Genomic DNA, 19,956 nt, shown 5'->3' with positions numbered 1-19,956 from the left:
CCCCTTTGTTCCTGCGGTTGTGACCTGCGGCCTTGGCCTGTGGCTTGACCTGCGGCTTGACCTGCGATTTTGACCTGCGGTGGACGAACGGTGCGTGTGCGGTGCGTGTGCGGTGTGTCCGCGGCCTGCGGAGTGAACGCTGGTTCACTCAAATGTACTGAGTGGTACGACTCCGGGTCACCGGGCGGTGAGTGTGATCGCGCGCACCTTGCGCAACCACGCCCGAACCGCTGCACTGTCCCCATGCTGACGCGAATTGATCACATTGGAATCGCCTGTTTCGATCTCGATGCCACGGTCGAGTTCTACCGGGCCACGTACGGCTTCGAGGTCTTCCACACCGAGGTGAACGAGGAGCAGGGGGTCCGCGAGGCCATGCTCAAGATCAACGAGACGTCCGACGGCGGGGCTTCGTACCTCCAGCTCCTCGAATCGATCCGGGAGGACTCGGCCGTGGGCAAGTGGCTGGCGAAGAACGGCGAGGGCGTCCACCACATCGCGTTCGGGACCGAGGACGTCGACGGTGACGCCCAGGCCGTCCGTGACAAGGGCGTACGGGTGCTGTACGACGAGCCGCGCACCGGTTCCATGGGCTCCCGCATCACCTTCCTCCACCCCAAGGACTGTCACGGAGTCCTCACAGAACTCGTCACCTCCCGCACGGAGCACTGACCTTAAGGATTCCCGGCCCGGTAGAGTGGGCCGCTCCGGGCCGGGGCCGGGGTGGGGCCGTGCCCCCGCTGTTGATCTGACACCATTCCCCGGGGGGCCGTTCGCCGCGAACGGTGCTCGAATTGGCCAGTTGCGACCAGGGGACGGATGGGACCGCGCAGTGCGGGGCTACGAACGCCAGGAGAGCCACCGAGCTGACGACGACCACCTCTCGCGGTTCGAAGCCGAGATGGAACGGCTGAAGACCGCGCGAGAGAAGGCCGTCCAGCACGCCGAGGACCTCGGTTACCAAGTCGAGGTATTGCGCGCCAAGCTCCATGAGGCACGCCGCAGTCTGGCCACCCGCCCTTCGTACGACAACGGCGACCAGGGCTACCAGGCCGAACAGCTCCTCCGTAACGCCCAGATGCAGGCCGAGCAGATGCGCGCGGACGCCGAGCGCGAACTGCGGGACGCCCGCGCCCAGACGCAGCGCATCCTGCAGGAGCACGCCGAGCACCAGGCCAGGCTCCAGGCCGAGCTGCACGCCGAGGCCGTCCAGCGCCGCCAGCGGCTCGACCAGGAGCTCGCCGAGCGCCGGCAGACCGTCGAATCGCATGTCAACGAGAACGTCGCCTGGGCCGAGCAGCTCCGTGCCCGTACCGAATCCCAGGCCCGCCGGCTGCTCGACGAATCGCGCTCCGAGGCCGAGCAGTCCCTGGCCGCGGCCCGCGCGGAGGCCGCCCGGGTCACCGAGGAGGCCCGCCGGCGGCTAGGCTCGGAGTCCGAGGCCGCCCGTGCCGAGGCCGAGGCGACCATCCTGCGCGCCCGCCGGGACGCCGAACGGCTGCTGAACGCCGCCTCCGCGCAGGCGCAGGAGGCCAACAGCCACGCCGAGCAGCTCCGTACGTCCACGACCGCCGAGACCGACCAGGCCCGCCAGCAGGCCGCCGAGCTGACCCGCGCCGCCGAGCAGCGGCTGCAGGAGGCCGAGGACCGGCTGCGGGCGGCCCGCGCGGAGGCCGAGAAGGTCACCACGGAGTCCAAGGAAACCGCGGCCAAGCGGCTGGCCGGCGCCGAATCGCAGAACGAGCAGCGCACCCGTACGGCCAAGTCGGAGATCGCCCGGCTGGTCGGCGAGGCCACCAAGGACGCCGAGGCCACCAGGGCGGAGGCCGAGCAGTCGCTCGCCGACGCCCGCGCCGAGGCCGAGAAGCTGGTCGCGGAGGCCGCGGAGAAGGCCCGTACCGCCGCCGCCGAGGACGCGGCCGCCGCGCTCGCGAAGGCCGCCAGGTCCGCCGAGGAAGTACTGACGAAGGCGTCCGCCGACGCCAAGGCCACCACCGGGGCCGCGAGCGAGGAGGCCGAGCGGATCCGCCGCGAGGCCGAGGCCGAGGCGGACCGGCTGCGCGGCGAGGCCGCCGAGCAGGCCGACCAGCTCAAGGGCGCCGCCAAGGACGACACCAAGGAGTACCGCGCCAAGACGGTCGAGCTCCAGGAGGAGGCCCGCAGGCTGCGCGGCGAGGCCGAGCAGCTGCGTGCCGAGGCGGTCGCCGAGGGCGAACGCATCCGCGGCGAGGCCCGCCGGGAGGCGGTCCAGCAGATCGAGGAGGCGGCCAGGACCGCCGAGGAACTGCTGACGAAGGCCAAGGCGGACGCCGACGAGCTGCGCTCCGGTGCCACCGCCGAGAGCGAGCGGGTCCGCACCGAGGCCATCGAGCGCGCCACCACCCTGCGCCGGCAGGCCGAGGAGACGCTGGAGCGCACCCGCGCCGAGGCCGACCGGCTGCGGGCCGAGGGCGAGGAGCAGGCCGAGGCGGCCCGGGTCGCCGCGGAGCGCGCCGCCGAGGAGCTGCGTGAGGAGACCGAGCGCGGCGTCGAGTCGCGCAAGGCCGAGGCCGCGGGCGAGCTGACCCGGCTGCACGCGGAGGCCGAGCAGCGTCTCGCCGCCGCCGAGGAGGCGCTCACCGCCGCGCGCGCCGAGGGCGAGCGGATCCGCCGCGAGGCCGCCGAGGAGGCCGAGCGGCTGCGTACCGAGGCCGCCGAGCGCGTCCGTACGCTCCAGGGACAGGCCGAGCAGGAGGCCGAGCAGCTCCGTACCGAAGCCGCCGCCGACGCCTCGCGGTCCCGTGCCGAGGCGGAGACCGCCGCCGTACGGCTGCGCGCCGAGGCCGCCACGGAGGCGGAACGACTCAAGACCGAGGCCCAGGAGACCGCCGACCGGGTCAGGGCGGAGGCCGGGGCCGCCGCCGAGCGGGTCGGCACCGAGGCCGCCGAAGCGCTGGCCGCCGCGCAGGAGGAGGCGACCCGCCGCCGCCGCGAGGCCGAGGAGACCCTCACCGGTGCGCGCGCGGAGGCCGAGCAGGAGCGCGAGCGGGCCCGCGAGCAGAGCGAGGAGCTGCTCGCCTCGGCTCGTAAGCGGGTCGAGGAGGCACAGACCGAGGCGCAGCGGCTGGTCGAGGAGGCCGATCGGCGCGCGACGGAGCTGGTGTCCGCCGCCGAGCAGAGCGCGCAGCAGGTACGGGAGGCCGTGGCCGGCCTCCAGGACCAGGCCGAGCAGGAGATCGCGGGGCTGCGCTCCGCCGCCGAGCATGCCGCCGACCGCGCCAGGACCGAGGCGCGGGAGGAGGCGGACCGGGTCCGCTCCGACGCGTACGCCGAGCGGGAGCGGGCCTCCGAGGACGCCGGCCGGGTCCGCGCCAGGTCCCAGGAGGAGTCGGACGCCGCGCGGGCGCTGGCCGAGCGGACCGTCAGCGAGGCGATCACCGAGTCGGAGCGGCTGCGCTCGGACACCGCGGAGTACGCGCAGCGGGTACGGACCGAGGCGTCCGACTCGCTCGCCCAGGCCGAGCAGGACGCGGCCCGCGCCCGCGCGGAGGCCCGCGAGGACGCCAACCGGATCCGTGGCGAGGCCGCCACCCAGGCCGACCGGCTCATCGGCGAGGCGACGGGCGAGTCGGAGCGGATGCGCGCCGAGGCCGCCGAGACGGTGGGCTCCGCGCAGCGGACCGCCGAGCGGCTGCGTGCCGAGGCCGAACAGATCAGGGCGGACAGCGAGGCCGCCGCCGAGCGGCTGAGGAACGAGGCGCAGGAGGAGACCGACTGGCTCCTGGACGAGGCGCGCAAGGACGCGGCCAAGCGCCGCGCCGACGCCGCCGAACAGGCCGACCAGTTGATCAACAAGGCCCAGGAGGAGGCGCTGCGCGCCGCCACCGAGGCCGAGGAGCAGGCTGACAAGCTGGTGGGCGCGGCTCGTACGGCGGCCGACCGGATCACCGAGGACGCGACGGTCGAGGGCAACTCCCTGGTGGAGAAGGCCCGTACGGACGCGAACGAGCTGCTGGTCGGCGCGCGGGGCGACGCGACGGCCGTACGCGAGCGGGCCGAGGAGCTGCGGGAGCGCGCCGAGAGCGAGGTCGAGCAGCTCCACGAGCGGGCCCGCCGCGAGACGTCGGAGCAGCTGAGGACCGCCGGTGAGCGGGTCGACAACCTGATGAAGGCGGCCGGCGAGCAGCGCGCCGAGGCCGAGGCGAAGGCCAAGGAGATGGTCGCCGAGGCCAACGCGGAAGCGAGTACGGTCCGGATCTCAGCCGTGAAGAAGGCGGAGGGTCTCCTCAAGGAGGCCGAGCAGAAGAAGGCCGGCCTGATCCGGGAGGCCGAGAAGCTGCGTGCCGACGCCGAACGGGAGGCCAGGCAGATGGTCGAGGACGGTCAGCGCGAACTGGACGTCCTGGTCCGCAGACGCGAGGACATCCAGACCGAGATCTCCAGGGTCCAGGACGTACTGGAAGCTCTGGAATCCTTCGAGGCGCCGTCGGCCGCCCCGAAGGACAACCCCGTCAAGGCGGGTGCGGCGGCGGGTAACACCCGTTCGAGCGGCAAGTCATCGGAGAGCTAGTGCCGTGACCGGCAGCGTTCGCGATGGGGCAAGCTGGTCGGGAGCGGCACCCGTACTACTCGGTTACCCGTATGCCACCCGAAAGACTGGACATTCTCCAGATCAAACCCGCATCCACTCGATGACACGCCGCCCCGGCCCCTAGGATTCCCCCTATCACCTCACCGGTCTCATTCGACAGGAACCCCATGAGCGAAACATCCTCCCCATTCGGCTTCGAGCTCGTGCGGCGTGGTTACGACCGCGGTCAGGTGGACGACCGCATTACCAAGCTCGTCGCTGACCGAGACAGTGCCCTGGCCCGCATCACCGCACTGGAAAAGCGCATCGAGGAACTCCACCTCGAGACGCAGAACGCCCAGGCCCAGGTCAGCGACGCGGAGCCGTCGTACGCCGGCCTCGGCGCCCGCGTCGAGAAGATCCTCCGCCTCGCCGAGGAAGAGGCGAAGGACCTGCGCGAGGAGGCCCGCCGCGCGTCCGAGCAGCACCGTGAGCTCGCCGACTCGGCGGCCCAGCAGGTGCGCAACGACGCCGAGTCGTTCGCCTCGGAGCGCAAGTCCAAGGCCGAGGACGAAGGCGTCCGTATCGTCGAGAAGGCGAAGGGCGACGCCCAGACCCTCCGCTCGGAGGCGCAGAAGGACGCGCAGTCCAAGCGCGAGGAGGCCGACGCCCTCTTCGAGGAGACCCGCGCCAAGGCCGCCCAGGCCGCCGCGGACTTCGAGACGAACCTCGCCAAGCGGCGGGAGCAGTCGGAGCGCGACCTGGCCTCGCGTCAGGCGAAGGCCGAGAAGCGCCTGGCGGAGATCGAGCACCGTGCCGAGCAGCTGCGCCTGGAGGCGGAGAAGCTGCGTACGGACGCGGAGCGCCGGGCCCGTCAGACCGTCGAGACGGCGCAGCGCCAGGCCGAGGACATCGTGGCCGACGCGAACGCCAAGGCCGACCGGATCCGCAGCGAATCGGAGCGCGAGCTGGCGGCGCTCACCAACCGCCGCGACTCGATCAACGCCCAGCTGACCAACGTCCGCGAGATGCTGGCCACGCTGACCGGTGCCGCGGTGGCCGCCGCGAGCGCCCCGGCCGACGACGAGCCGATCTCGCGCGGAGTGCCGGCCCAGCAGTCCCGCTGAGCAAGCGTCCCGCCGCGTGACCGGCCCGCCGGGTAACCACTCGGCAGTCGTATAACAATCCCGCAAAGCCCCCCGCCACTCCGGTGGCGGGGGGCTTTGCGCGCCTCTAGGTTGGCCGCATGATCGAGGTTGAGGGGCTCACCAAACGCTTCGGCCGGAAGGTCGCGGTCGATCAGCTCTCCTTCCAGGTGCGTCCGGGTGTGGTGACGGGTTTTCTGGGGCCCAACGGGGCGGGCAAGTCGACCACGATGCGGATGATGCTCGACCTGGACAACCCGACCAGCGGATCGGTCCGGATCGACGGCAAGCACTACCGGGAGCTGGCGGAGCCCCTGAAGGACATCGGGGCGCTGCTGGAGGCCAAGGCGATGCACGGGGGGCGCAGCGCGTACAACAATCTCCTCTGCCTGGCCCAGAGCAACCGCATCCCGGCGAGCCGGGTGTCGGACGTGCTCGACATGGTCGGGCTGGCCGCGGTGGCGAAGAAGAAATCAAAGGGCTTCTCCCTCGGTATGGGACAGCGGCTCGGAATCGCCTGCGCGCTGCTCGGCGACCCGCGGATCCTGATGTTCGACGAACCGGTCAATGGTCTGGACCCCGAGGGAATTCACTGGATCCGCAATCTGATGAAGGCGCTGGCACAAGAAGGCCGCACGATCTTCGTCTCCAGTCATCTGATGAGTGAAATGGCCCTCACCGCCGACCACTTGATCGTGATCGGGCAGGGAAGACTGCTGGCCGACACCTCGATGGCCGACTTCATTCAGCAGAACTCACGCAGTTACGCGCGGCTGCGCTCGCCGGAGCGGGAGCGGCTCAAGGACGTCCTCCACGAGGCCGGATACACGGCGGTCGAGGCGGCCGGCGGCGTACTGGAGATCGACGGCGCCGAGACCGAGCAGTTGGGTGAGCTGGCCGCCCGGCACCAGCTCGTCCTGCACGAGCTGAGCTCCCAGCGGGCCTCGCTGGAGGACGCCTTCATGCGGATGACGGCGGAGTCCGTCGAGTACCACGCGCATTCGGGCGGCGAGGGACAGTCGGCCGGGCAGCCGGAGGCGCATCAGGGCGGGCAGGCCGGGGCGACGCCCGTGGCGCCCCACTGGGGCCAGGACCAGCAGGACAAGGGAGTCTGACGCGATGGCATCGGTACCAGCGGTTCTCCGGTCCGAGTGGACCAAGATCCGCACGGTCTCCTCCACGACCTGGACGCTGATCAGCGCCCTGGTCGTGACCGTGGCCCTGGGCGCGGCGCTCTCCGCGCTGCTGAACTCGACCTTCGGCGATCTGGACCGGGTCCAACAGGCCACCTTCGACCCGACCTTCACCAGTTTCTCCGGGATGATCCTCGGTCAGCTGGCGATGGTGGTCTTCGGGGTGCTGGTGGTCGGATCCGAGTACAGCTCGGGCATGATCCGCACCTCGCTGGCCGCCGTACCGCAGCGGGCCACCTTCCTCTTCGGCAAGATCCTGGTGGCCGGGGTGCTGGCGCTGGCAGTCGGGCTCGTGACCGGTTTTCTGGCGTTCTTCCTCGGCCAGGCGCTGCTCGGCGACCACGGGACGAGCATCGGCGAGCCGAACGTGCTGCGCGCGGTCATCGGCAGCGGCCTCTACATGGCGCTGATCGCCGTGTTCTCGATGGGCGTCACCGCGATGCTGCGCAGCTCGATGCTGTCGCTCGGCATCCTGATGCCGTTCTTCTTCCTGGTCTCGCAGATCCTCTCGGCGGTCCCGGTCGCCAAGAACGTCGCCCACTACTTCCCCGACCAGGCCGGCTCCAAGATCCTTCAGGTGGTCCCGAACGCCATGAACGCCGACAGGACGCCGTACGGGCCGTGGGGCGGCTTCGGGATCCTCGTCCTGTGGGTGCTGGCCGCGCTGGCGGGCGGCTACGCCGTACTGAAGAAGCGGGACGCGTAGGCGATCGCCGGGAAGATCCCGTCCCGCCGCACCGCCGTAACGGCTTGGCCGGAACCGTCAGCGCCCCGATATCCTCCTAGCTCTTACGGGGGCCTTCGGTCAGGAACGGCCACTGCCCCGCCGACCTGACCTGTCGATGGGGCTGCAGAATGATCGAGGCAGTCGGCCTGACGAAGCGCTACGGCGCCAAGACGGCCGTGTACGACCTTTCCTTCCAGGTACGTCCCGGATCCGTCACCGGCTTCCTCGGTCCCAACGGTTCCGGCAAGTCCACGACGATGCGGATGATCCTCGGGCTCGACCGGCCGACCGCCGGCCATGTGACGGTCGGCGGGTACCCCTTCCGGCAGTTGCCGAACGCGCCCCGCCAGGTCGGCGCGCTGCTCGACGCCAAGGCGGTGCACGGCGGCCGCAGCGCGCGCAGCCACCTCCTCTCGCTGGCCCAGCTCTCCGGCATCCCGGCCGCCAGGGTCGACGAGGTGCTCGGGGTGGTCGGCCTCCAGGATGTCGCCCGCAGGCGCTCCCAGGGCTTCTCGCTCGGCATGGGCCAGCGCCTCGGTATCGCGGCGGCGCTGCTCGGCGACCCGCAGGTGCTGCTGTTCGACGAGCCGGTCAACGGTCTCGACCCCGAGGGCATCCTCTGGGTCCGCAATCTGATGAAGTCGCTCGCCGCCGAGGGGCGTACGGTCTTCGTCTCCTCGCACCTGATGAGCGAGATGGCCGTCACCGCCGATCATCTGATCGTGATCGGCCGGGGCCGGCTGCTCGCCGACATGAGCGTCACGCAGTTCATATCGGCGAACTCGGCGGACTTCGCCCGGGTGCGCACCCCCGGGAGCGAGCCGGAGCAGCGGGAGAAGCTGATGTCGGCGCTGACCGAGGCCGGCGGACGCGTGCTGTCCGAGCCGGACGGCGCACTGCGGATCACCGGGCTGCCGCTGGCGAGGATCAGCGATGTGGCGCACGCGGCCGATGTACGGCTCTGGGAGCTCTCGCCGCACCAGGCGTCGCTGGAGGAGGCCTACATGCGGATGACGCAGGGCGCGGTGGACCATCGGTCGACGGCCGACGCGCTGGCCGGCTTCCAGCCGCCGCAGGGCCCCGGCGGGGCCGCTCAGGGGTACGCTCCCCCGGGCTACGCGCCGCCCGGCATCCCGGCCGTGCCGCAGCAGGGCTGGTACGCCCCGCCGCCGCCCGCCGGTGCGGCGCCCGCCGCTCCCGCCGGTGCGGCCCCCGCCGCTCCCGCCACCACCCCGACGCGCGACATCAACGAGGACGCCCGATGACGACCCCGTACCAGCAGCCCGTGCCCCCGTCGCCGGCCACCCCGCAGCCGGGGCAGGCCATGGGCGGCTACCGGTCGCCGATCCCGGTCCGCCCGGCGACGCTCGGCGACGCCCTCGCCTCCGAGTGGACCAAGCTCCGCTCCCTGCGGTCCACGGTATGGACGCTCGGCGTCATGATCGTCCTGATCGCGGGCATCGGCCTGCTCGCGGCGGCGCTGGTGTCCGGCAGCCCCGAGGACAGCGGGTCCGTACTCCCCCTCGGCCTCTTCGGCACGCTGCTGGGCAGCATCTGCGTGATCACGCTGGGCGTGCTGACCATCTCCTCGGAGTACGGCACGGGCATGATCCGTACGACCCTGACCGCGTGCCCCAGCCGGGCCCGGGTGCTGGCCGCCAAGTCGCTGGTCTTCTTCCTGCTGGTCTTCACGATCACGACGGTGACCACGGCGGTCGTGGCCGCGCTGCAGGTCGCGATCGCGGACACGGCCGCTCCCGGTGGTGAGGAGTACCTGCGCGCGACGGTCGGCGTCGGTCTCCACGTGGCGACGCTCGGGCTGCTGGCCCTGGCGGTCGGCTCACTGATCCGGCACTCGGCGGGCGCCATCACGATCATGATCGGGGTGGTCCTGCTGCCGCTGGTCATGGCGATGTTCATGTTCTCGGACGGGCTCAGCGGGCTGCGCGAAGCCCTGTTCAACTACTCGATCCCGAACCAGCTCGCGGCGCTGTACGACGACTCCACCGGCGGCGGGCCCGGCGCCTCGGGGCCGTCCGGCTGGGAGCCGGTGGGCGTCATGCTCGCGGTGACGGCGGTCGTGATGGCCGGGGCCTTCCTCGCCCTCGACAAGCGCGACGTCTGAGGCCGCTCAGTACGCCGGCGTCGACGCCTGAGCCCGTTTCAGTACTTCGGCGCGTTCCGGGACCGCTGCACCCGCGTGGTGCGGCGGTCCTTCGCGTTCCAGCAGGCCTGGTGCCAGTGGCGCCGGTCCTCCACGCCGCCGTACTCGGGCCAGGCGACCACATGCGCGACCCCCGAAGGGATCTCCTGGTCGCAGCCGGGGCAGCGGTAGCGCTTGCCCGCGGAGCCGGCCCCGGCCACATGCCGTACCGACCACGCCTCGCCCTGCCAGGACTCCGCCCGCTGGAAGCCGCCATACCGCTCCCCGGCCGTGTCATCGGCTCGCTCGGTCGGTTGGTCGCCGCCACGGGGGCGGTTGCGGCGCGGGGACACAGGACACCTCACGGGGGCCGGACAGCACGGTTCCCGACAAGCCTACGGCCCGCACGCGCGGGTACACGTCCCCCGGGGCCCGAGGACGGAGCCCCCAGGGGCGCCGGTTAGCGGACAATCGCAAGAACTTGCCGCCCGGCCGTGCCTTTGGCACGTGTCAGACGTTGTTGCCGGTAAGGGGGAGTCGCGTCGGCCGCGAGGAGGCAGAAGGCGATGCGTGTTGGGGCTTTTGTACTGGCGGCGCAATTCCCGGGCCAGGGACCCGGGGAAGCGCTGCACCGGGCGGTGCGCACCGCCGAAGTCGCCGAGGAATCCGGGCTCGACGCCGTCTGGCTCGCCGAGCACCACTTCGTGCCGTACGGAGTCTGTCCATCGGCCGTCACCCTGGCGGGACTGCTCCTCGGCCGCACCCGGCACATCCGGGTGGGTACGGCGGTCAGTGTGTTGCCGAACGTCCATCCGGTGGCGCTCGGCGAGCAGGCCGCACTGCTGCACCTCGTCTCCGGCGGCCGGTTCTCGCTCGGCGTGGGCCGGGGCGGCCCCTGGATCGACCTGGAGGTCTTCGGCGCCGGCCTGGGCGCGTACGAGCGGGACTTCCCCGAGTCCCTCGGGTTGCTCCTGCGCTGGCTTCGGGAACCGAGCGTCTCGGCCTCGGGGGAACGCTTCCGTTTCCGCGAAGTACCCGTCGTCCCGCGACCCGACGAGCTGCTGGACAAGGAAGGACCCGAGGTCGTCGTCGCCTGCACCTCGCCGAGGAGCGTGAAACTCGCCGCCGAACACGGCCTGCCCATGCTGCTGGGCATGCACTGCGGCGACGACGAGAAGGCGGAGATGGTCACCCTGTGGCGTACCCACGCGCGGGCGGCGGGCCGCCCGTCCCACGAGATCGAGGGGGCCGGCCATGTGTCGGCCGGGGTGGCGCAGATCGCGGACCGCCGGACCGAGGCGAAGGAGACCCTGGTCAAGGCGGTGCCCGGCTGGCTGCGGCAAGGACTCGGTGCCCATGTGACGGTCGACGGCAGGACCAGGTCGATGCGGGACCCCGTCGCCTATACGGAACTGCTGTGCGACCTGCATCCGGTCGGGCCTCCCCGGCTGGCGGCCGACCGGCTCGCGGTCACCGCCGAACGGACCGGAATCACGCGCTTCGCGCTGCTCGTCGAAGGCTCCGGCGACCTGGCGGCGACGGAGGAGAACGTACGGCGACTGGGGTCCGAGGTCCTGCCGCTGCTCACCTGAAGCTGCCGCTCCGACACCGCGGAGGACGTCGTTCCGCGATGCGGAGCGGCAGCGACGGACCTCAGCAGTCCCGCAGTTCAGGCGACTGGTTGAGCAACTGGCCCCTGATCGAGGTGAAGCGGGCATGCCGCTCGTCGACCGAGGAGTCCAGCGGGAACACCGCGACGCGGTGGCAGTTCTGGAACGCGAGACGCACTCCGAAGTGCCGCTGGAGCGCACCGCGAATGGCATCACTCGCCAGCGCGCGCAGCAGCTGACCGCGGGCCTGCTCGTCCGGCGGAGGCGTCTGGTTGTCGGCGAACTCTCCACCGTCCACCTTCAGCTGTGCCACCAGAGAACTGATCATCTCCCATGCGTAGGGCAGGGAGGTCCGGACGCAGTCGACGAAAGCAGCTTCGTCGACCTCGCCTCGCTCGGCCTGTTCCAACAGTGCCGGTGAGACGTCGAGCGACATGGGTTCTCCTCTCGCGACCCCGAGCAGCGGGGTCGTACGGGCAGGGAAAAGAAGGCGACGACGACGCAGCGTGCACGACCGGCGACCTCCTGCATCCACGTTAGGCGCGCTGTCCGAACCGCACCAGGAGAATGGGAACACAACCGGCCAATAACGAAGGGGGCTTCCGGGGCGAATCGCGCGCGGCGGGGGCAGTCGAGTAGCGTTGCCGACCATGCGTCTCGTCATTGCCCGCTGCTCCGTTGACTACGCGGGCCGGCTCACCGCCCACCTGCCCTCCGCTCCCCGCCTCATCCTGGTCAAGGCCGACGGCAGTGTGTCGATCCACGCCGACGACCGGGCGTACAAACCGCTCAACTGGATGTCGCCGCCGTGCACCCTCAAGGAGGGCTCGGGCGAGCAGGCCGGCGTATGGACGGTCGTGAACAAAGCGGGCGAGAAACTGATCATCACGATGGAGGAAGTCCTCCACGACTCCTCGCACGAGCTGGGCGTCGACCCGGGCCTCATCAAGGACGGCGTGGAAGCGCACCTCCAGGAGCTGCTCGCGGACCGGATCGAGACACTGGGCAAGGGCTACAGCCTGATCCGCCGCGAATACCCGACGGCGATCGGTCCTGTGGACATCCTGTGCCGGGACGCGGACGGCGGGACCGTGGCGGTGGAGATCAAGCGGCGCGGCGACATCGACGGCGTGGAGCAGCTGACGCGCTATCTGGAGCTGCTGAACCGCGATCCCCATCTGGCTCCGGTGAAGGGCCTGTTCGCGGCCCAGGAGATCAAGCCGCAGGCGCGTGTGCTGGCGACGGACCGGGGCATCGGCTGCGTCGTCCTCGACTACAACGGGCTGCGCGGCATCGAGGACGACAAGCTCCGCCTGTTCTGAGCACGGAGTTCCGACCACGAACGGCCCGCGACCAGCACCCGGTCGCGGGCCGTTCGCCGTCACGAGGCCAGGGCGGCGCCGCCGCGGGGCGCCGTACTAGGCGAACCAGTCCGCCGAGGCGGTCGGATAGGCGGCGGCTGTCGGGTACGCGGAGGCCGTCGGGCCGACGGGCTCCGGGGCGCTCGCGCTGAGGCTCGGGGCCGGCCCGCTCGCCGAGCTCTGGGGCGCGGACGGCGGCGGGGTGTCCGAGGGCGTCCCGGACGGCTCCTCGGTCGGGGGCTCCTCCGTGGGCGTGGTCTCCGAGGGCGTGTGCGACGGCGTGGTCGGGTGCGATGTCGGCTTCGTCGGCGGCGCCTGCGACCCGCCCGGGTCCGCCGGATCGCCTCCGGCCCCGCCGTTGCCGCCGGGGGACGAGGTGCTGCCGGCGGGCGTGCCGGGCACCGGAGCCGTACCGGACGGGACGCCGCCGCCGGCCGGGGTGGACGGGCCGGGCCGGCCCTGCTCGGCCTGGGCTCCGCCGGGCTGGCGGGTCGAGCTGTCGGTGGGCTGCCCGTCCACCACGCCGTCACCGTCGCCGTCCGGATCGTCGGGCTGTTCCGTGCGGAGCTGGTCCGTCTGCGAGGCGTCGTTGCCGGAGGTCGCGCCCAGCGTCACCATCGTGCCGAGTACGGCCGCGAGCACCGCGCCCGCGCCGGCCGCGACCAGGTTGCGACGGGCACCGCCGAGCACCGGACGCCGCGCGGGCGCCGGAGGCCGTCCGCCAGGGCCGGTGGCGGGGGCGGAGACCGGCAGGTCGCGCCGGGTGGCCGAGGCGGCGGTCCCGGCCGCTCCGGGCGGGCCGGGCAGCGCCGGCAGGACGGCGGTGCCCGCCGTCGCGGAGACACCCGGGGACGCGGGGGCCTCGTACCGTACGAGTGCGCCCCCCTCCCCCACCGGCGTGCGCTCGGCGGACAGCCCGCCCTCCCGGTCCGTGACCAGGGCCAGCGCCCTGCGTCCCGCGACCGTGCCGCTCTTGTCGGCGAGCGCGCCACGCATGGCGATCGACGCCTCCAGCTCGGCACGGGCCCGGTCCAGATTTCCGACGCAGAGCGCGAGCACGCCCAACTCATGGTGGAAGTAAGCCTCTTCGGCGACCTCCCCGGCGATCCTGGCGGCCTCCGAGCCGGCCCGCAGGGCCCTTTCCCAGGCGCCCCAGTGCAGCCCCGCCAGGAAGGCGGGGGCGGCGCTGCGGGCCAGCAGGACGGCGGCGCTCGGGTGCCCCGCCTCCTGGCCCGGCACCAGCGGGGCCATCGACGCGAGGATGGCGTCCGCCTCGGCCGCGGCGCGCTCGGGTGTCACCGAGGGGTGTCCCGCCCACCAGGCGTAGTGCTGGGCGGCGGTGTGCGCGTGAGCCGCGGCGTCGTCGCCGTACCCCTTCTCCTCCAGCTGGGCGACGACTCCGGGGGCGAGCCGGTAGCGCCCGCCGACGGGGGTGAGCAGCGCGCAGCTCATCAGCTCGCCGAGTGCGGCGTCCGCGTGTGTGTCGCCGACCAGGGCCGGCAGATGGGCCTGGTGCGGGACCTCGCCGCCGAGCGCGACGGCGAACCGCAGGGTGGCGCGGGCGGCTTCACTGAGCCGGGAGGCGAGCAGGGCCGCGGGCGCGGCGCCCTCGCCGACGGAGGGCAGCGGTACGTCGTACCCGTCCGGGCTGTCGGCCGGTGTCTCGTACGGTGCCTCGGCGGAGCTGCGGGCGAAGGGCTCGAACTCGTCGAAAGCCTCGGGGACACCGAGGAGCCGGTCGCGCTGGCGCAGCAGCGCCCCGGCCTGGACGAAGCGCACGGGGAGGCCCTCGGACTCGAACCAGAGGTCGCCCGCCCAGTTCGCCTCCTCGTCGGTGAGCGGCCGTTCCACGGCGCGCTCCAGCAGTTCCAGCGACGAGCCGCGGCCCAGGCCGCCGAGGGCGACCTCTTCCAGGCGCGCGTCGGGGGAGGGCGGGTCGGTGTCGGGCGTCGCGGCGAACAGGTAGGCGCACTCGGGCGTCGCGGCGAGGAGTTCGTCCAGTGCCTCCCCGCCCAGTTCCAGATCGTCCAGGACGACGACCGCGCCGATGCCGTGGACCAGTCCGAGCAGCCCTGCGCGGTCCGGCCGGTGGAGCGCGGGCTTGTATACGGTCGCGTACAGCTCGTACAGCAGCTCGGTGGTGGTGCGGTGGTGACCGGAGAGGCGTACGACTCCGTCGGGCGCGAGGTGCGCGCACTCCGCCGCGACGGCTTCGAGCAGGGAGGTCCTCCCGGACCCCGCGGGCCCGGTCAGGCGTATGGAGCGGCCGCGCTCCAGCATCCGTATCAGCCGCTCGCGCTCCTCACGCCGCTCCAGCAGCGGGAGCGGCGGCGCGGCGGGTCCTGCAGGTACGGGCGGGCGGCCGGCGCGCTGCAGAGCGACGCGCTCCTGGGCGCCGCGCCGGGCAGGGGTGGCGGGCTGCCGGCCCGGCGGGCAGAGCTCGATCTCGCTGCCGTCCACGGGGTTGACGGTGAGCAGGAGGTCGCCCGAGGTCAGCTGGACCGTGCGGGCGGGCGGCGGGGTGGTGCCCGCGCCCTTGAGGTGGGCCGGCGCCGGAGGGATGGCGGATGGGACGGCGGGCCTGGCCGCGGGGCCGGGCGGAAGGGCGACGCGCGGCGGACGCCCCGGGTCGCTGTTCTCGCCGGGCCGTCCGTCGTCCTGGCGCCCGTCGCCAAGGCGCCCGTCACCAAGGCGCCCGTCGCCGGGCCGTCCCTCGTCGTGGCCGTAGTCTTCCGGTCCCCGGCTCATCGGGTCCATGGTGAAAGTCCCCCAGATCGTGGCGTGCGGCTGCTCCCGGCCTCGCACGCCCATCTGTCGCTGCTGGTCCGGTGCCTGCCCTGCGGGTCCGTCAATCGGCAGACGGCCGAACCCTAGACCTCCGCACCTTATCGACGATCAGCCGGGGTGCCACCCGGTCCGGTTCGTCACGGTGGTCAGGAGGGCGGGACAGGGCGGCCGGGTCACACCCGGGGCAGCGACTCCGCGGCGATTCCGCCCTCGATGGCGAGAATGCGGTGCAATCTGGTGGCCACCAGCAACCGCTGCATCTGCGGCGGAACGCCGCGCAGCACAAGCCTCCGGCCGCACCGCCCCGCACGCCGGTGGGCTCCCATGATGACGCCGAGTCCGGTGGCGTCCCAGGAGTCCAGATCGGTCAGGTCGAGCACGAGGTCGCCGGCTCCGTCGTCGACGGCCGAGTGCAGGACCGTACGGGCGTCCGCCGCGCTGCGGACGTCGAGGCGGCCCCCGACGACCAGCTCGGCGTGGTCGCCCCTGATGTGCATACGCTCTCCCCGCGAGTGCTTCGTGCTCCGTGTCTGTTCTGTCTTCAAAGAACTGATTGCCCGACAGCAGAAGAAGTTGTCGTCCGTGAGCGAACCGATACCAAATTCACCCTGTGGGGCGATGTGAACACCGGGGACACGGCTCAGTGCTTGTAGAACCCCTGCCCGCTCTTACGGCCGATGTCACCCGCGTCCACCATCCGGCGCATCAGCTCCGGCGGTGCGAACTTCTCGTCCTGCGACTCGGTGTAGATGTTCTCCGTCGCGTGGAGCAGGATGTCGACACCGGTCAGGTCGGCGGTGGCGAGCGGGCCCATGGCGTGGCCGAAGCCCAGCTTGCACGCGATGTCGATGTCCTCGGCGGACGCGACGCCCGACTCGTAGAGCTTGGCGGCCTCGACGACCAGGGCGGAGATCAGCCGTGTGGTCACAAAGCCTGCCACATCGCGGTTGACGACGATGCAGGTCTTCCCCACCGATTCGGCGAACTCCCGAGCGGTGGCCAGGGTTTCGTCGCTGGTCTTGTAGCCGCGCACCAGCTCGCAGAGCCCCATCATCGGCACCGGCGAGAAGAAGTGCGTGCCGACGACCCGCTCCGGACGTCCGGTCACCGCCGCGATCTTGGTGATCGGGATGGCCGAGGTGTTGGAGGCGAGGACGGCGTCGTCCCGAACGAGCTTGTCGAGCGCCCGGAAGATCTCGTGCTTCACGTCGAGCTTCTCGAAGACGGCCTCGACGACGATGTCCGCGTCGGCGACGGCGTCCAGGTCGGTGGTCGTGCTGATCCGGGCGAGCGCCGCGTCGGCGTCCGCCTCTTCGAGCTTGCCCTTGGCGACGAACTTGCCGTACGAGGCCCTGATGCCGTCGATCCCACGGGCCAGCGCCGCGTCGGTGACGTCACGCAACACGACGTCCCAGCCGGCCTGCGCCGAGACCTGCGCGATACCGGACCCCATGAGTCCGGCCCCGATGACGGCGAGCTTCCTGGCCACGACGCACCCCTTGATTCTTCTCCGGCCTTAACGCCTGGTTTACATTTGCGTGCTCTGCCGGAGGTTAGCGTTCACGGACGGCCGAGTGGCGGTGAAGAGATGCGCGTCACGTCTCACATGACGGACATCACATCGGAGTGCTCCCCCGAGGTCCCCGTACCGCGCAACTAGGCTGGCCGTATGGTCAATCTGACGCGCATCTATACCCGCACCGGCGACAAGGGAACCACCGCGCTCGGTGACATGAGCCGTACCGCGAAGACCGATCTGCGGATCGCCGCGTACGCCGACGCGAACGAGGCCAACGCCGCCATCGGTACGGCGATCGCCCTGGGACAGCTCCCCACCGAGGTCGTGAAGGTCCTTGTCCGGGTCCAGAACGACCTCTTCGACGTGGGCGCGGACCTCGCCACGCCGGTCGTGGAGAACCCGGAGTACCCGCCGCTGCGGGTCGAGCAGTCGTACATCGACAAGCTGGAGGCGGACTGCGACCACTTCCTGGAGACGCTCGACAAACTGCGCAGCTTCATCCTCCCCGGCGGCACCCCCGGCGCGGCGCTGCTGCACCAGGCGTGCACGGTCGTACGACGCGCCGAGCGCTCGACCTGGGCGGCGTTCGAGGCACACGCCGAACTGATGAACCCGCTCACGGCGACGTATCTGAACCGTCTGTCCGATCTCCTCTTCATTCTGGCGCGAACGGCCAACAAGGAGGTCGGCGACATTCTGTGGGTGCCGGGCGGCGAGCGCTGACGGACACGCACCGGAATTAATGCGGTTGCTTTCCGGGGCGGCCCTCTGCTGCACTTCCCCGACAGCATCCGACCGATCGAGGAGTCACGACCATGTGCCGAGCTTTCCCGTCCATCCAGGAGGAAATTGACACCTATTCCAAGGACATGACACGTCGTGCGAACACTGAACCTGGGAATTCTGGCGCATGTTGACGCCGGTAAGACAAGCCTGACGGAGCGGCTGCTTCACGCGGCCGACGTCATCGACGACATGGGCAGCGTCGATCAAGGCAGCACCCGGACCGATTCCCTGGCGCTGGAGCGGCAACGCGGCATCACCATCAAGTCCGCCGTCGCCTCCTTCGTCGTCGACGACATCACCGTCAATCTGATCGACACACCCGGTCACCCGGACTTCATCGCCGAGGTGGAGCGGGTGCTGAGCGTGCTCGACGGCGCGGTGCTGGTCGTCTCCGCCGTGGAGGGCGTACAGGCGCAGACCCGCGTACTGATGCGGACGCTCCAGCGGCTGCGCATCCCCACCCTCGTCTTCGTGAACAAGATCGACCGCCGTGGCGCCCAGGACGAGCGGGTGCTGCGGGGCATCACCGGGAAACTGGCCGCGGCGAACATCGCGATGTGCTCGGCCGGCGGGCTGGGTACACGGGGCGCGCACTGCGTGCCGTACGGCGCCGGCGACGCCGATTTCACGTCCCGGCTCATCGGTCTCCTCGCCGACCACGACGACGCGTTCCTCGCCGCGTACGTCGACGACGAGACGGCCCTCCCGTACGCGCGACTGCGCGGCGAACTCGCGGCGCAGACCGGGCGGGCCCTGGTGCATCCGGTGTTCTTCGGCTCGGCCATCACGGGCGCCGGGGTGGACGACCTGATCGCGGGCATCACCGAACTGCTGCCGGCGGACGAGGGCGATGCCGGTGGTCCGGTCTCGGGCACCGTCTTCAAGATCGAACGCGGTCCGGCCGGGGAGAAGATCGCCTACGTCCGGATGCTCTCGGGAACTCTTCGGGTACGGGACCGTGTGCACGTCCGCGGGGGCGAGGGGGGCAAGGTCACCGCGATCAGCGTGTTCGAGCGCGGCTCCGACCGGCCGGGCGACTCGGTGGCCGCGGGCCGGATCGGCAGGCTCTGGGGACTCGGCGGCATCCGTATCGGGGACGCGTTCGGCACGACGCGCCAGGCACCCGCGGACAGCCACCACTTCTCCCCGCCGACCCTGGAGACGATCGTCTCCCCCAGCCGCCCCGCCGACAGAGGAGCGCTGCACATCGCGCTCTCCCAGCTCGCCGAGCAGGATCCGCTGATCAATCTCCGCCAGGACGACATCCAGCGGGACATGTCTCTCTCGCTCTACGGCGAGGTCCAGAAAGAAGTCATCCAGGCGACGCTGGCGAACGATTTCGGCATCGATGTCACCTTCCGCGAAACGACCACCCTGCATATCGAACGGCCGGTCGATTCCGGTACGGCCGTCGAAATTCTCGGCGCCGATCCCAATCCGTTCCTCGCGACCATCGGACTGCGCATCGACCCGGCACCGGCCGATACGGGAGTCGAATTCCGGCTCGATGTCGAACTCGGCTCGATGCCGTTCGCCTTTTTCAAGGCGGTCGAGGAAACCGTCGAAGAGACCTTGCGCCAAGGAATTCACGGCTGGCAGGTCACCGACTGCACGGTCACCATGACGCGTTCCGGCTACTCAGCACGGCAGAGCCACTCCCACGCCATCTTCGACAAGAGCATGTCGAGCACCGGCGCGGACTTCCGCCACCTGACGCCGCTGGTCCTGATGAGCGCGCTGCGACAGGCGGGTACGCGGGTGTACGAACCCATGCACCGCTTCCGCCTCGACATCCCGGCGGACCTGTTCGGAGCGGTGCTGCCGGTGCTGGCGCGGCTGCGTGCCGTACCGCGGACATCCGTGACGCGCGGTTCGTCCTATCTGGTGCACGGCGAGATCCCGGCCGCCTCGGTGCACGGGCTGGAGCTCCAGCTGCCGTCGCTGACCAGCGGCGAAGGCCTTCTGGAGTGCGCCTTCGACCACTACCAACCGGTCCATGGCGCGGTCCCGGAGCGGCCGAGGTCGGACCACGATCCACTGCACCGCAGGGAGTACCTGCTCCGCGTCATGCGGCGGGTCGGCGGCCGCCGGGAGGACGGCTGAGCGGGCGGGCTGGGAACAAGGAAGCTCCACGGC

16 protein-coding genes are annotated in these 19,956 nt (G+C 71.4%); 11 read left to right on the top strand and 5 right to left on the bottom strand.

All coding sequences use genetic code 11. The features are described 5' to 3' along the window. Window positions 1–243 precede the first annotated feature (243 nt). The 7 genes from mce to ACIBAE_RS01435 all read left to right on the top strand — a co-directional run bounded on the left by mce (window position 244) and on the right by ACIBAE_RS01435 (window position 9,739). Window positions 244–672 (top strand): methylmalonyl-CoA epimerase, encoded by a 429-nt coding sequence (mce, locus tag ACIBAE_RS01465; protein ID WP_399281699.1) that lies wholly within the window; start codon window positions 244–246, stop codon window positions 670–672. Between the two features lie 160 nt (window positions 673–832). Next, entirely contained in the window at window positions 833–4,549 is a 3,717-nt protein-coding gene (gene scy / locus ACIBAE_RS01460) for a polarized growth protein Scy (RefSeq protein WP_399281698.1), read from the top strand. 188 nt (window positions 4,550–4,737) lie between these two features. After that, on the top strand, window positions 4,738–5,676 hold the full coding sequence (locus ACIBAE_RS01455; protein ID WP_399281697.1) for a cellulose-binding protein: 939 nt from the start codon (window positions 4,738–4,740) through the stop codon (window positions 5,674–5,676). Window positions 5,677–5,795: 119 nt separating this feature from the next. After that, the gene (locus ACIBAE_RS01450; protein WP_399281696.1) at window positions 5,796–6,809 is read left to right on the top strand and encodes an ABC transporter ATP-binding protein; all 1,014 of its coding nucleotides are present in this window, start codon (window positions 5,796–5,798) and stop codon (window positions 6,807–6,809) included. 4 nt (window positions 6,810–6,813) lie between these two features. After that, entirely contained in the window at window positions 6,814–7,593 is a 780-nt protein-coding gene (locus ACIBAE_RS01445) for an ABC transporter permease subunit (protein ID WP_399281695.1), read from the top strand. Between the two features lie 149 nt (window positions 7,594–7,742). After that, a complete protein-coding gene (locus tag ACIBAE_RS01440) occupies window positions 7,743–8,879 on the top strand; it encodes an ABC transporter ATP-binding protein (protein WP_399281694.1) in 1,137 nt (378 codons plus the stop codon). Then, a complete protein-coding gene (locus ACIBAE_RS01435) occupies window positions 8,876–9,739 on the top strand; it encodes an ABC transporter permease (RefSeq protein WP_399281693.1) in 864 nt (287 codons plus the stop codon). The genes ACIBAE_RS01440 and ACIBAE_RS01435 overlap by 4 nt, the downstream gene beginning before the upstream one ends. Window positions 9,740–9,777: 38 nt before the next feature. Here ACIBAE_RS01435 and ACIBAE_RS01430 read toward each other — a convergent pair whose 3' ends face one another. After that, a complete protein-coding gene (locus tag ACIBAE_RS01430; protein ID WP_399281692.1) occupies window positions 9,778–10,110 on the bottom strand; it encodes an ATP/GTP-binding protein in 333 nt (110 codons plus the stop codon). A 213-nt stretch (window positions 10,111–10,323) separates the two neighbouring features. Here ACIBAE_RS01430 and ACIBAE_RS01425 point away from each other — a divergent pair, with 213 nt between their 5' ends. Continuing rightward, the gene (locus tag ACIBAE_RS01425; protein ID WP_399281691.1) at window positions 10,324–11,349 is read left to right on the top strand and encodes an LLM class flavin-dependent oxidoreductase; all 1,026 of its coding nucleotides are present in this window, start codon (window positions 10,324–10,326) and stop codon (window positions 11,347–11,349) included. Window positions 11,350–11,410: 61 nt separating this feature from the next. On the opposite strand, the gene ACIBAE_RS01420 is transcribed toward ACIBAE_RS01425, so the two are convergent. Then, window positions 11,411–11,803, bottom strand: coding sequence for an SCO5389 family protein (locus tag ACIBAE_RS01420; RefSeq protein ID WP_399281690.1), 393 nt, complete (start codon window positions 11,801–11,803; stop codon window positions 11,411–11,413). 214 nt (window positions 11,804–12,017) lie between these two features. Between ACIBAE_RS01420 and nucS the strand changes: the two genes are divergently transcribed. Further along, on the top strand, window positions 12,018–12,689 hold the full coding sequence (gene nucS, locus ACIBAE_RS01415) for an endonuclease NucS (RefSeq protein WP_399281689.1): 672 nt from the start codon (window positions 12,018–12,020) through the stop codon (window positions 12,687–12,689). 96 nt (window positions 12,690–12,785) lie between these two features. Here nucS and ACIBAE_RS01410 read toward each other — a convergent pair whose 3' ends face one another. The 3 genes from ACIBAE_RS01410 to ACIBAE_RS01400 form a co-directional block, all read right to left on the bottom strand. Then, entirely contained in the window at window positions 12,786–15,485 is a 2,700-nt protein-coding gene (locus ACIBAE_RS01410) for an ATP-binding protein (protein ID WP_399281688.1), read from the bottom strand. A 203-nt stretch (window positions 15,486–15,688) separates the two neighbouring features. Beyond that, on the bottom strand, window positions 15,689–16,012 hold the full coding sequence (locus ACIBAE_RS01405; protein WP_399281687.1) for an STAS domain-containing protein: 324 nt from the start codon (window positions 16,010–16,012) through the stop codon (window positions 15,689–15,691). Window positions 16,013–16,155: 143 nt separating this feature from the next. After that, entirely contained in the window at window positions 16,156–17,004 is an 849-nt protein-coding gene (locus tag ACIBAE_RS01400; protein ID WP_399281686.1) for a 3-hydroxyacyl-CoA dehydrogenase family protein, read from the bottom strand. A 180-nt stretch (window positions 17,005–17,184) separates the two neighbouring features. On the opposite strand from ACIBAE_RS01400, the gene ACIBAE_RS01395 reads away from it, so the two are divergent. Together ACIBAE_RS01395 and ACIBAE_RS01390 are read left to right on the top strand one after the other, a co-directional pair. Further along, window positions 17,185–17,757 (top strand): cob(I)yrinic acid a,c-diamide adenosyltransferase, encoded by a 573-nt coding sequence (locus ACIBAE_RS01395; RefSeq protein ID WP_399281685.1) that lies wholly within the window; start codon window positions 17,185–17,187, stop codon window positions 17,755–17,757. Between the two features lie 156 nt (window positions 17,758–17,913). After that, complete coding sequence (locus tag ACIBAE_RS01390; RefSeq protein WP_399281684.1) at window positions 17,914–19,923, top strand: GTP-binding protein; 2,010 nt, start codon at window positions 17,914–17,916, stop codon at window positions 19,921–19,923. Window positions 19,924–19,956 lie beyond the last annotated feature (33 nt).

The organism is Streptomyces sp. NPDC051569 (assembly GCF_044454085.1).
GTDB lineage: Bacteria > Actinomycetota > Actinomycetes > Streptomycetales > Streptomycetaceae > Streptomyces.
The sequence above is the reverse complement of the archived record's forward strand: the minus strand, read 5'-3'. Positions and strand labels throughout refer to the sequence as shown.